This is a genomic window from Streptomyces misionensis, assembly GCF_900104815.1.
In the GTDB taxonomy this organism is placed as follows: domain Bacteria; phylum Actinomycetota; class Actinomycetes; order Streptomycetales; family Streptomycetaceae; genus Streptomyces; species Streptomyces misionensis.
On the sequence record NZ_FNTD01000004.1, the window covers coordinates 7,163,014 to 7,175,578 of the forward strand.

Here is a 12,565-nt window from a genome sequence, read left to right on the forward strand (position 1 = left end):
GGGACATGACCAGCACCAAGAACGAGCACGTCGAGCGTGGTCCGGAGGCGGCCGGCGAAACGGTCGGAGCGGTCTTCGTCGGCTGTGGATACGCCGCGGACTTCTACGGCGCCACCCTGCCCAATTACCCCCACATCGAGGTCAAGGGCGCCTTCGACGTGGAAAGCGAACGCGCCGCCTCGTTCGCCGGTGAGTACGGCGGACGCGTCTTCGGCGACCTCCGGGAGGTGCTGGCCGATCCGGACGTCTCCCTCGTGGTGAACCTGACCCCCGTGTCCCAGCACTACACCGTGACCAAGGCGGCCCTGCTGGCGGGCAAGCACGTCTACTCGGAGAAGCCGCTCGCCTCCACGCTCCCGGAGGCGACGGAACTCGTCGAACTGGCCAGGGAGAGGGGGCTGCTGCTGTCGAGTGCCCCGTCGACCGTCTTCAGCCAGTCCGCGCAGACGCTGCTGCGCGCCGTCGGCGACGGACTGATCGGCAAGCCGCGTCTGGTGCACGCCTCGCTCGACATGGGCGCCCTGGCCTTCATGCCGTACACGCAGTGGCGCAGCCGGCGGGGTGTGCCCTGGCCCTATCGGGACGAGATCGCCAACGGCTGCGTCATGGAACACGCGGGCTACCAACTCAGCTGGCTGGTGGCCATGTTCGGGCCGGTGGTGCGGATGGCGGCCCACACCTCGCTCCAGCTCGGCGGACAGTGGCCCGAGCACACCGAGGTGGCACCCGACATCTCCCTCGGCTTCCTGGAGTTCGCCGACGGCACCGTGTGCAGACTCAGCATCGGCTGGGTCGCGCCGGCCGATCTGTCCCTCACCGTCATCGGCGACCAGGGGACCCTCTCGGTGGGCGACGTATGGCAGGCGTCGGCCCCGGTCATGCTGCGGCGCAACGCCAGGACGAGCGGCAAGACCAACGCCTACCTCGGCGAACCGGAACAGCTGCCCTTCGTGATTCCGCCCGCCCGGCACCGCTACGACGACACCCACGACCTCACGGTCGGCGCGGGTGTGGCTGACATGGCCATGGCAATCATCAAGGGGGAGCAGCCCTTCCTGAGCGCCGACTTCTCCCTGCACGTGCTCGACGTCAGCCTCCGGCTCTCCGAGGGGCGAGGCGTCATGGAGGACGTCCCGGTGCGCGCCGGCGACGACAAGAAGCTCGCGGTGGCGCCCGCGGGCGCCGGTACGGCGGCCCGGTGAACCGGGGCCGCGCGGGCGGGCCCCGGGACACAGCGGCGCCCCGCGGCGCCGGAGGCACCATTCAGCGAAGGAGACGACATGGCTGACCCGTTGCGGATCGGCGTGGTGGGCGCCGGCAACATCAGCGGCGAATACCTGGAGACGCTGTCCGCGCTGCCGAACGTGCGGCCCGTACAGGTGGCGACGCGCGACCCCGAACGCGCGCGGGCCGTCGTCGCGCGGTTCCCGGGGACGCGGGCGACGAGCCTGCCGGAACTGTACGCCTCGGACGAGGTGGACCTCGTACTCGATCTCACGACGCCCGCGGCGCACCTGGAGGTGTCCCGGGCCGCGATCGAGGCGGGCAAGCACCTGTACGGCGAGAAACCGCTCGCCATGACCACCGGGGAGGCCCGCTCCATCCTCACCGCTGCCTCCACCGCCGGGGTGCGGGTCGGCTGCGCGCCGGACACGGTCCTCGGCACCGGCATCCAGACCGCGCGGGTGTGCGTGGAGAAGGGCGAGATCGGCACCCCGGTCGCGGCGACCGCCTTCATGACCACGCCGGGGCACGAACGCTGGCACCCCGACCCGGAGTTCTACTACCGGCCGGGCGGCGGGCCGCTGCTGGACATGGGCCCGTACTACCTGACCGCGCTGGTGCTGATGCTCGGACCCGTGCGCCGCGTCACCGGACTGTCCTGCGCCCCACGCCGTACCCGCACGATCGGCAGCGGCCCCCGGGCGGGCACGACCTTCCCCGTGGAGGTGGCCACCCATGTCACCGGGGTGCTGGAACACGAGGGCGGGGCGCTTTCCACCCTCATGCTGAGCTTCGACGTCTGGCAGAGCACGCTGCCCCGGATCGAGGTGTACGGCACCGAAGGCACCCTGGCGGTACCCGATCCGAACAGCTTCACCGGCGACGTCCGCGTCTGCCACGCCGGGGACCGGGAATGGCGGACGGCGCCGGTGCTCGGCGGCTACCGCGGCGTGGCCCGCGGCATCGGCGTCGCGGACATGGCGCACGCCATCGCCACGGGCACGCCGCACCGGGCGAGTGCCGAACTGGCCTATCACGTGCTCGACCTCATGGAATCGCTGCTCGCCGCCGCGGAGTCGGGCGGCAGCCGCCGGGTGGACAGCGGCTTCACCCGCCCCGAACCGGTGCCCGCCGACGCGCGGCCCGAGGACCTGTGCCCGGGATGAGGACCCGGCGAGCGGAACCTCGGTCAAGGACATCCCCCGTCGGCAAGTGGAGGTGAACGGTGCGCAAATGGCTCGCCGGGCCGGACGCGGAGGCCGAACCGGCCGCGGTGTGGGCGCTGTGCGCGCTGATGGCCGCGACGTTCTGCGTCGTGACCACGGAGCACCTGCCCGCCGGTCTGCTGCCGCAGATCTCGTCCGGGCTCGGGGTGTCGCTGTCGGTCGCGGGACAGCTGGTCACGGGCTACGCCCTCACCGTGATGCTGCTCACCGTGCCGCTGACCTACCTCACCCGGCGGATTCCGCGCCGGCCGCTGCTGCTGGGGCTGATGACGCTGTTCGTGCTGGCCGGCCTGGGCTCGGCGGCCGCGCCGAACTACGCCCTGCTGCTGGCCTCGCGCGCCGTGACGGCCCTGGTGCACGCCGTGTTCTGGGCGGTGGTCACGGTCACCGCCACGGCGCTGTTCTCCCCGGCGGTGCGGGGCCGGATCCTCGCCCTGGTGTACGGGGCCACCTCGCTGGCGACGATCGTGGGCGTCCCGGCCGGAAGCTGGATCGGCCAGCACGCGGGGTGGCGTGTGGCGTTCCTGGCCCTGAGCGGCATCGGGCTGGTCGCGCTGGCCGTCGTGGCCGTCTTCCTGCCCGCCACGGCCGTCTCCCGGACGCGCGACGACGACACCGCGGTCCCCGACACCTCGCGCTACGTCGTGCTGCTCGTGACCATCGTCCTGGCGCTCGCGGGCCTGTCGATGGCGTTCACCTACACGGTGCCGTTCCTGACGAAGGTGACGGGCTTCTCCACGGCGGCGGTCGCCCCGCTCCTGCTGCTGCGCGGCGCGGCCGGTGTCGCCTCGGTCTCCGTCGCGGGCAACCTCGCGGACCGGCACCCGAGGCTGGCGACGACGGCACCGGTGGCCCTGCTGTCCGTGTCGCTGATCGGCATGTACCTCGCGGGGACCACACCGGTCCTCGTCGCCGTGCTGATGGCCACCTCGGGCCTCGCGGTCCTCGTGATGATCACGACGCTGACGAACGAACTGCTGTCCGTCGCCCCCGGCGACCTGTACATCGCCTCCGCCGGGGGAAACGCCGTGTTCAACGCGGGCACGGCCGCGGGCGCGGCCTCCGGGGGACTGGTGCTGTCGGACATCGGCGTCCGCGGCACCGCGCTGCTGGGCGGTCTGCTGGCCGCGGCGGCGGTGGCGGTCCTGCTCGCGGACCAGGCGAGGGGACGCACACGGGGCACGGTGCGGGCGCCGGCCGACGAGTCGCCGTGACGCGGAGACACGCACCGGGCGGGCCGGCGTTGGCGGACCTCGGCGGCCGCGGTGCCGGCACCGCGGCCGGCAGCCGCCACGACGCGGGCACGCACACCGGCATGGCCCAGGCCGTGCGCCGAGGACGCGCCGCGCCGGCCGTCGTCACCGGTCCGGGGCGGCTCCGTGCGGGCTCACGCTCCGGGCGCGCGCGGTCAGCGCAGCAGCAGGGCAGGATCGGCGTACACGTGCTCGACGACCTGGCCCGCGGCGCCGAGTACCGCCGCGTTCTTGCCGAGTGAGGAGACCGCGACGGTCGGCACCTGCCCGTAGAGCCCGCCGGCGCGCAGCGCCGCCTCCACCGCGGGGGTGGTCCACGCGGCGAGCGCGGAGAAGATGCCGCCGAGCACGATCGAGTCCGGATCGAGCACCTTGACCACGGCGGTCAGCGCCCGTCCCAGCGCGTCGCCGGCCCGCAGCACCGCCTCGGTCGCGTCCCGGTCGCCGGCGTCGAGCAGCGTGGTCAGCGCCGACAGCGGCTCCAACGGGCCCACGGCGGCCGCCGAGTCCCCGAGCCCTGCGGCCCGCAGAATCGCGTCCCGCCCGGCGACACGCTCCAGACAGCCGCGCGCGCCGCAGGCACACGGCTCGCCGGCCGGATCCACCTGGAGATGGCCCAGTTCCCCCGCGTAGCCGTGCGCCCCCTGGAACACCCGGCCGTCGAGCACCACGCCCGCGCCGATGCCGATCTCCCCGGACACGTGCACGAAGTCGCCCAGGACGGCGTGCCCCGCGCCGAACCACAGTTCACCGAGCGCCGCCAGGTTCGCCTCGTTCTCCGCACCGGTCGGCAGCTTCAGCCCGGACAGACCCAGGTCGGTGAAGTCCGCCGCCGGGACGTCGCGCCAGGCGAAGTTGGGGGCGCGGAGCATTCCGGCGCGGTCCACCAGGCCGGGCAGCGCGACGTTCGCCCCGATCACCGGCAGGCCTTGCTCGTTCGCGGAGTCCACCGCCTGCTGGGCCAGCCGGGCCAGCGCGGCGGCGATCTCGCCGGGCTTGCGGTTGCGGTTGTCCGCCGCCACCAGGAGCCGGTAGCGCACCCGCCGGCCCAGGTCGAGCACGGCCGCGGCCAGGTAGTCGACGTTCACTTCGAGCCCGAGCCCCGCCGCGCCCGCGCCGTTGACGGCCACGCCTATGCCCGGGCGGCCCCGGTCCCCTTCGTGCAGCATGTCCCCGTCGTGCACGAGACCGGCCTCCGCGAGCACCGCGATGAGGTTCGAGACGGTCGTCTTGGTGAAGCCGGTGAGCACGGCGAGCCGGGCCCGGGTGACCGGCTGGTGCTCGGCGATCACCCCGAGCAGTACGGCCAGGTTCCGCTCCCGCATCGAGGCATGGCGGATGGGCTCGCGGATTTCGGATGGCATGGGGCAAGGCTAGTCGGTGGGTGCGCGCCGGCCGCGCCGGCCTGCTGCGAAGCCGCTCGGGCCACGGTGGCGCGGCTCCCGGCGGGCGGGGCTCAGCACTCCCCGTCCCGCAGCAGCCTCGCCGCGCACCGGCCCGCCCTGGCCGCCAGCGCCATGATGGTGAGGGTCGGGTTCTGCCAGCCGCCGGAGGGGAAGCAGGCGCCGTCGGCGACGAAGACGTTCGGCGCGTCCCAGCAGCGGTTGTCACGGTCCAGGACCGAGTCGGCCGGGGAGTCGCCCATGCGGGCGGTCCCGAGGTCGTGGACGTTGCGGCCGGGGGCGGTGAGCGCCTGCGCGACCGAAAGGTCTTTCAGACCGGCGATCGAGGCCGCCAGTTCCACCTCCTGCCGCATGGCGCCGTAGAGCCGCTCCTCGTGCGGTCCGTAGCCGCAGTCGATGACGGGGACGGGGACGCCCCAGCGGTCGCGCTTGTCGCCGAGCTTCACCCGGTTGTGCCAGTACGGCAGCATCTCCCCCTGTGCGTCGATGCCGCCCAGCACCGCGCCGTCGCCGGTGCCCCGTTGCAGGGTCACCCACAGGGCGAAGGGACGGACGTCGCCCTTTCCCGGCTGGGCGGGGGGTACGAGCAGCCCGCACTGGCGTCCGGCCGCCGGGAGCACCGAGCCGGCCGAGTATCCGGGGAGGACACCCGAGGACGTCACCAGCGGATGGTCCATGAGGCCGCGGCCCAGCCAGCCGCTGCTGTTGCCGAGACCCCGTGGGTGGCGTGGACTGTGCGAGTTCAGCATCAGCCGGGCGGTCTCGATGGTGCCGCCGCACAGGAAGACGACGCGGGCCCGGGCGTGGTGCCGCCGCCCGGTGGTGACGTCCACGTAATCGACCCCGGTCGCCCGGCCGTTCACCGGGTCGGTGGTCACCGAGGTGACGCGGGCGCCCGGCCGCAGCGTCAGCCGCCCGGTGCGTTCGGCCGCGGTGAGGGCGGTGGCCTGCACCGTGAACCCCGGCCAGCCGCCGGCGCCCGCGTCGGCCGGTACGAAGCGCACCGGGACCGGGCGTGTGCCCGGGCGCCGGTAGGCCCGCCGGAAGTCCGCCTCGGCGGGAGTGAGCGCGGGCGGCTCGCCCCGGAAGCGGCCATGGGGGAGCTGCGCGAGATCCTCGGCGGTTCCCCGCAGACCGAGGAGTCCCTCGACGGCCTCGTAGGCGTCGGCGAGATCCTCGTAACCGATCGGCCAGCGCAGCGAGTGGCCGTCCAGGTCGGCCGCCTGCGTCTCGAACGGCGACAGCCGCAGCGCCGATCCGCCCCAGATCAGCGAGCGGCCGCCGACCTGCATGCCCCGGATCCAGGTGTAGGGCAGCGCGGGCGGGGTCTCGTAGGGGTGTTCCAGGTCGTCCACGAAGAGGTGCGGGCCCCGGGGCGCGAAGTTGAAGTGGCTGCGCTGGACCGGCTGCCGCGGCCAGGCGTCGGCGTCCTCGCGGTCGGGCGCGGTGTACGACGCGGCCCGGTCCGGGATCTGGGCGGGCTCGCGCGCGGGGCCGGCCTCCAGCATCAGGGCGTCGAACCCGGCCTCGGTCAGCTCCTTCGCGGCCCAGGAGCCCGCGAACCCGGAACCGACCACGATGGCGTCGTACGCCGGGCCCGCCTGTTCCGTCTCGATGTCGTTCACCGTCGTGCCGCTCCAGTCGGTGTCGGGCAGCGCGTCGCCGCGTGCGTCGGGTCTGTGGCGGTCGCGTGTCGGCCGCGGACGCGGTCACCGGTACGCGCGGTCATGCCGCGCCGTCCTCGCGTGCGCGCAGCCAGCGGATCGGGCCGTCGATGCCGGTGTGGTGCGGCGTCGCGAGCCCTTCGTGGAAGAGGGATTCGGGGATCACCCGGAAGTCGAAACTGACCCGGGTCCGCTCGGAGGCGTTGCGCTGGTTGCCGTGCATGAGGTTCGCGCTGTCGAACACGAGCATCTGCCCGTAGCGCATGGGGTGCGGCCGGAAGTCCTCGGCGCCCTCGCTCGACTCGATCCACAGGCTGTTCTCGGGGGTCGTCCGCGTGAGCGGCACCCAGCAGGTGATCTCGCACGGGTTGTGGCCGCCGCTGCGGTCGCGGTGGTAACTGCCGACGCCATGACGGCCCGGCAACTGGATGCGCCAGTTCGGCACGTGCTGGTAGCGGACGTCCTCGCCGACCAGTTCGGTGATCACCGTCCGGACGAACTCCCGGTACAGCGCGGCGAACGGCTCGACGTCGTAGAGCCGGCGGTGCATCGCGGAGGACTGGTCCCCGAAGCCCGGCTGCTCCTCGCCCTCGGGCGCGTACCGCCGGTGCCACCGGGCCAGGTCCGGCACGCCGGTGGCCGCGCGCGTCGCGCCGGCGAAGTCGAACCGCCGGGTGTCGTACGGGACGATCAGTTTGCCGAGCATGCGTCCTCCCCCGGGGCGACGGGAGCGATCGTGAAGCGGGGCTCGAAGCCGATGAGGTGACTCAGCTGCAGGTCGACGCCGCCGATGTTGCTGAAGTCCTCGCCGTGGAAGACGTTCTTGCGGATGAACTCGGCGGTCTTGCGCCGGTACCCGGAGCGGGCCAGCAGGAGGGCGAGCGTGGCCAGGTGGCGGGGGGTGCCCCGCTGGTGCAGTGCGGTGAAGGACCGGCGCAGCGCGTCGATCATCCGGTCCGCGCCGTCCCGGTCGGGGATGTCCAGGCCGCGCATCCCGAGCCGCCCGAGGAACGCCCGCTGGACGGGGGTCGGTTCGAGGTCGAAGGCCGACCGTTCCTTGGCCTCTCCACGGATCAGCGACAGCAGCAGGTCGTCGTGGTCGGCGTAGTACCGGTGGCCGCGCCCGGCGGGCGGTACCGCCTTGGCGACGAGCAGGTCGGCCGCGTGGGCGACGTCGACGTCACCGAGGCGCGCCGCGAGGTGGGTGGTGAATTCGGTGTCCGTGCGCAGGGCGGTGGGCAGCAGCGACTCGGCCGGCAGCAGCTCGGAGGTGGCCGCGTGGGTGGACGCCATGACCGGTGTGCCGATGAACGAGGCCTCCACCAGCACCCGTCCGAAGGTCTCCAGGGAGGAGGTGCTGGGGAAGAACAGCACGTCCATCTCCCGGTACTCCCGCCACAGCCGGGCCCGGTCCACCGGCGGGAGCCAGGTGTAGCCGGGGACCGGGGGTTCCGCCTGGGCCCGCCCCGCGCGCCGTGGGCCCTCGCCGATCGCCACCAGCTCGAAGGCCCCCGGAGCGCGCCGGTGCAGTTCGCGCTGGAGGCTGACCGCCTGCGCGTGGTTCTTGTCGTCGGTGAGCCGTCCGACGAAGCCGACACGGGTGGGGCCCTTGCCTCCCGAGCCGGTCCAGGACCCGGCCAGCTCCCCGGGGAACCAGCGGGTCAGGGGGTAGCAGACGGCCTGCGTGGAGGCCGCGAGGCCGGGGAACAGCAGGCTGTACAGGGCGAGCGAGTAGCGCGACGAGTGGTAGAGCACGTCGCCCGGACGCACGTAGGGCGCCGAGAGGGCTTCTTGCTGGAGGTAGCCGTTCCACAGCGCGGTGCGCGCGTCCCGGACGATCCTGAAGTCGAGCCCGAGCCGTTCGCGCAGATGGAAGTACAGGTAGGCGTGCGGTCCCACCGTCGCGACGACGACGTCGCAGCCCGTCAGGGCCTCGCGCGCGGCCTCGTCGCTGCGGAAGAGTTCGACCATGTCGTGGGGTCTGGCCCGCACCTCGGAGCTTTCGTCCAGCAGCCGGCCGATCTCCGTGTAGGCGAAGTTCGCGCCGTCCTTGCCGGGGTGGCCGGCGTAGCTGTGGAAGCGGTGGAAGCCGGTGACCAGGGCATGTCCCATGAGAGTGCCGCCTTTCGCTGCTGTCGGTTCCGGCCCCGGCTCAGAGTTCATCGCCCGCGGCCGCGGTGCTCGCGGCCAGATCGCCGAGCGCGTCGTCGGGGCGCGGCCGGGTGCGCAGCGCGTCCGCGCGCTTGCGCAGCAGGGTGATCTGCGGTGCGTCCCAGTCCCGGGCGCGCAGTGCCACCAGCACGATGTCGGCGAGTTCGCGCACGTCGTCCTCGTCGAAGCCGCGGGAGGTGATCGTCGGAGTGCCCAGGCGCAGCCCGCTGGCGACGAAGGGGGGCCTCGGGTCGGCGGGCAGCATGTTGCGGTTGGACAGGATTCCCAGGTCCTGGAGGCGGCCCTCGGCCTCGCGGCCGGTCAGCGCGGTACGGGTGAGGTCGACGACCAGCAGGTGGGTGTCGGTGCCGCCGGTCACCAGGTCGAGTCCGCCGTCGAGCAGCAGGCCGGCGAGCAGCCGCGCGTTGGCGACCACGCGTTCCTGGTAGACGCGGAAGGCGGGGGTCGCCGCGTCCTGGAGGGTGGCCGCGAGCGAGACGAGGCCGGCCATCCCGACGGAGGACTGGAGCCCGGGGAAGATCGCCGAGTCGATGCGCGTGCGCAGGGATTCGGGGCACAGGACGATTCCGCCGCGCGTGCCGCGCAGCGTCTTCTCCACGGAGGTGGTCACCACGGTCTCCGGCTGGGCGCACGGGTTGGCGTGCAGCCCGGCGGCGACCAGGCCGGCGATGTGCGAGATGTCCGCGACGAGGGTCGCCCCGACGTCGCGCGCCACCTCGCCGAACAGCGCGAAGTCGACCGCCCTGGGATAGGCGGAGTACCCGGCGACGATGACGCGCGGGCGTTCCCGCTCGGCGATCTCCCGGATGTCGTCGTAGGGCAGCAGACCGGTCTCGGGGTCCACCGAGTACGGGACGACCCGGTAGAGCTCCGAGACGATGTGCTTGGGGTGGCCGTGCGAGAGGTGGCCCCCGGAGGTCACGGCCATGGACAGCAGGGTGTCGCCGGGCCGCAGCAAGGCGCGGTAGGCGGCGAGGTTCGCCAGGGAGCCGGAGGCGGGCTGCACATTGGCGTGCTCGCCGCCGAACACGGCGCGTGCGCGTTGCGCCGTGATCCTTTCGACCTCGTCGAAGATCGAGGTGCCGGCGTAGGGCTTGCGCCCGACGTGCCCCTCGGCGGAGCGGAACTGGGCCACTCCCCAGGTGTGGTTGTCGCGCACCGCCGCGATCGGCGCGTTGGACGCGGCGATGAGGTCGATGCTCTCCAGGTAGTGCCGGTCCTCGCGGTGCAACAGCCGCGCAAGTTCGAGGTCACGCATCAGGGCACCTCATGAGTTCAGCGGGTGGTGGAAGAACGGGCGTCAGGGCCCGCGGAGATCGCGACAGATGGCGGACGCCCCGGTCGGCATGGCGGGTCCTGCGGAAGGAACGGAGCAGGGCAGGAGGGATTCCGGTCGAAGCCGAGGGGATCGTCGTGCTCTGCGTGAAGCCGCGCGCTGGGTCAGTCGAGAAGGATTGATCCAGATGGTGGATTAATACAGCACGCGGTCATGGGCGTGTCAACGATTCGGACTTGTTTGGCCCGGCGAATTGCCGCTCAGTTCGCGGGCAGTCCCGTCAGCACGGCCCGCGCCACCAGGTCGCCGTGCCGGAAGGCGGCCGCGTTCGTGCCGGGTATGGCGAACGCCCGGGCGCCGCGCAGCGAGGTGTTCCAGCCCAGTGCGAAGAGCGCCGGGTGCGCCCTGCCGTCGGCGCCGACCAGGCGCCCGAGCCCGTCGACCGCGATCCGTCCGGTGGAGGTCCGGTATCCGGTGGCGGGATCGCTCAGGGTCTCCTCCGTCGCGGCCCCGGTGGCGTGCAGCGAGGCCAGGAGCGGATCGGCGGTGCCCGTGACGGTCGGATCGGGCACCCGGGCGTCGATGAGCACCGCGGCCGCGGCCTCGCCCGGGTGGTTGGCGCCGCCGGCCCGGTACCGCCCCGCCGTACGGTCGAGCCGCACGCGCATTCCGGAGCCGAGCGGCCGGACCACGCCCGCGCGGCACAGCGCCAGCAGTTCCTCCACGCGGAACGCGGGCGGACCGCTCGCGACCAGGTTGAACAGGGAGAGCCAGGCGCCGTCGAGTTCCTCGGCCCGGGACCGGGCGTCGAGACGGGCGCGGAGCCGGGGGAGTTGCTCGAAGAAGAGCAGCAGCGCACGGTAGACGGCGGTGTCGGCGGACCGGGCCGGATCGGCGCAGCGCCGGAGTTCGTGTTCCAGCAGCGCGGAGAAGTGCGCGCGGAAGGCGTCCGCGGAAGGGAAGACGGCGTGCCGCAACGGGGCGCGGAGGGCGTCGAGATCGAACCGCCGGGCCGGGTCGGGGACGGCCGCCGCGACGAGCCGGTCCACCTCCTCCGGGGTCGCGACGGCATGGCGTTCCTCGAACTCCCGCCACGAGACGGTGGTGTTGTGCGGATCGGCCGCGAACAGCTCGCGGTAGTAGGCGTGGCTCAGGTCCTTGCGGATGATCGGCCAGACGTCCCGCTGGAAGTCGAGCGTCTCGGGCCCCGCGAGCAACTCCGCGGCCGCTTCGGTGAAGTAGCGCAGCTTCGGCTCGGGCTCCAGCGCCAGCCGGTGGGTCGGCTTGCACCGGTAGGGCAGCCCCCGGCGGGAGCCGACGAGCAGCCGGGGCTCGCGGCCCGAGGGCACGTAGCGCAGGTCGCCGCCGCCGTCGCGGGTGAAGCGGCCGCCACGGCCCTGTGTGAGCAGGGCCATCAGATCGAAGAAGGCCAGCCCCATGCCCCGCACCAGCACATCGGCGCCGGGCGGTACCGCCGACAGGTCGGTCTCGGCGACGAAGCCCGGCGGCAGATAGGTCAGGCCGTGCTCCGCCGCGAACTCGGCGGCGGCCGCCTCCTCGCCGCGCGGCCTCGCGTCGAGGTGGCCGAGCGCGAGCACCACGGTGTGGGCGTCGAGCGACGATCCGTCGGCCAGGCGCACCCGTTGGACGCCGTGTGGGCCGCCGGTGAGTGCCACGGCCCGCCCCTCGCGCACGGTCACCCGTACCTCGGGCGGTGCCGCGCGGGTCACCTCGCCGAGGAACCAGGACAGATAGGCGCCCTGGAGGCGCCTGGTGGCGAACGAGTCGGGCCCGGTCTCGCGCACGTCTGCCCGGAGGCGGGGATCGACGGGCGGGAGGAGCCCGGTGGCCGTGGCCGCCGCCCAGGCGGCCAGCGACGGTCCGGGGTGCGCCGGGCCGTCGCAGCGCACGGCTTCGCCGGGGAAGAGGGTGACGTCCTTGGCGAAGGAGTTCATGCGCATCAGCGGCGACTGCCCTTCGCGCCAGATCCGCCCGGGGCCGGCGGGGTACGGGTCCACCAGGACGATCTCGACCGGCCGGCCCGGTGTCAGGAGCGGGGCGTTGGCCAGCAGTCGTTCGACCAGGCCCACGCCCACCGGGCCGGCGCCGATGACCGCGACCCTGGCGGTTCCCCTGGTGTGAGCGGTGGTGGACGACCCGATCGGGTCGGGGGTCATGGACATGGCGGACATTAATCCACGTGGTTTTCTAAATATGCAATGGGCGTGCGGAGCGGGATCGTGGTCGGGTCTCGGCGGGTCGTGTCGTCCCGTTATATGCGCGCTGGTCCCGGCCTTCGAGGGGGCGTCTACGGCGCTGCTCCCGTCCCGGCCGTGCCCGTGGTGAC

At 73.3% G+C, this 12,565-nt stretch carries 9 protein-coding genes; 3 read left to right on the forward strand and 6 right to left on the reverse strand.

Going from position 1 to position 12,565, the window contains the following annotated elements:
• The first annotated feature begins 5 nt into the window (after nucleotides 1-5).
• The 3 genes from BLW85_RS33870 to BLW85_RS33880 all read left to right on the forward strand — a co-directional run bounded on the left by BLW85_RS33870 (nucleotide 6) and on the right by BLW85_RS33880 (nucleotide 3,664).
• Nucleotides 6-1,202 carry a Gfo/Idh/MocA family protein gene (locus BLW85_RS33870; protein WP_074995022.1) on the forward strand — a complete coding sequence of 399 codons (1,197 nt, stop codon included), beginning with the start codon at nucleotides 6-8 and terminating at the stop codon, nucleotides 1,200-1,202.
• A 78-nt stretch (nucleotides 1,203-1,280) separates the two neighbouring features.
• Nucleotides 1,281-2,390 (forward strand): Gfo/Idh/MocA family protein, encoded by a 1,110-nt coding sequence (locus BLW85_RS33875; RefSeq protein WP_070022562.1) that lies wholly within the window; start codon nucleotides 1,281-1,283, stop codon nucleotides 2,388-2,390.
• A 59-nt stretch (nucleotides 2,391-2,449) separates the two neighbouring features.
• Nucleotides 2,450-3,664: an MFS transporter gene (locus tag BLW85_RS33880; protein WP_079172504.1), complete on the forward strand. Its 1,215-nt coding sequence runs from the start codon at nucleotides 2,450-2,452 to the stop codon at nucleotides 3,662-3,664.
• A 194-nt stretch (nucleotides 3,665-3,858) separates the two neighbouring features.
• Here the strand turns inward: BLW85_RS33880 and BLW85_RS33885 are convergent, their stop codons facing one another.
• The 6 genes from BLW85_RS33885 to BLW85_RS33910 form a co-directional block, all read right to left on the reverse strand.
• Nucleotides 3,859-5,067 carry an ROK family transcriptional regulator gene (locus BLW85_RS33885; protein ID WP_205009866.1) on the reverse strand — a complete coding sequence of 403 codons (1,209 nt, stop codon included), beginning with the start codon at nucleotides 5,065-5,067 and terminating at the stop codon, nucleotides 3,859-3,861.
• A 92-nt stretch (nucleotides 5,068-5,159) separates the two neighbouring features.
• Nucleotides 5,160-6,731 carry a GMC oxidoreductase gene (locus BLW85_RS33890; RefSeq protein ID WP_079172505.1) on the reverse strand — a complete coding sequence of 524 codons (1,572 nt, stop codon included), beginning with the start codon at nucleotides 6,729-6,731 and terminating at the stop codon, nucleotides 5,160-5,162.
• A gap of 100 nt (nucleotides 6,732-6,831) precedes the next feature.
• Entirely contained in the window at nucleotides 6,832-7,476 is a 645-nt protein-coding gene (locus BLW85_RS33895) for a phytanoyl-CoA dioxygenase family protein (RefSeq protein WP_070022561.1), read from the reverse strand.
• Entirely contained in the window at nucleotides 7,461-8,882 is a 1,422-nt protein-coding gene (locus tag BLW85_RS33900; protein ID WP_074995025.1) for a glycosyltransferase, read from the reverse strand. Before BLW85_RS33900 ends, BLW85_RS33895 begins: the two co-directional genes overlap by 16 nt.
• 40 nt (nucleotides 8,883-8,922) lie before the next feature.
• Entirely contained in the window at nucleotides 8,923-10,200 is a 1,278-nt protein-coding gene (locus BLW85_RS33905) for a serine hydroxymethyltransferase (RefSeq protein WP_070022559.1), read from the reverse strand.
• 278 nt (nucleotides 10,201-10,478) lie between these two features.
• The gene (locus tag BLW85_RS33910) at nucleotides 10,479-12,401 is read right to left on the reverse strand and encodes an FAD/NAD(P)-binding protein (protein ID WP_074996308.1); all 1,923 of its coding nucleotides are present in this window, start codon (nucleotides 12,399-12,401) and stop codon (nucleotides 10,479-10,481) included.
• Nucleotides 12,402-12,565 lie beyond the last annotated feature (164 nt).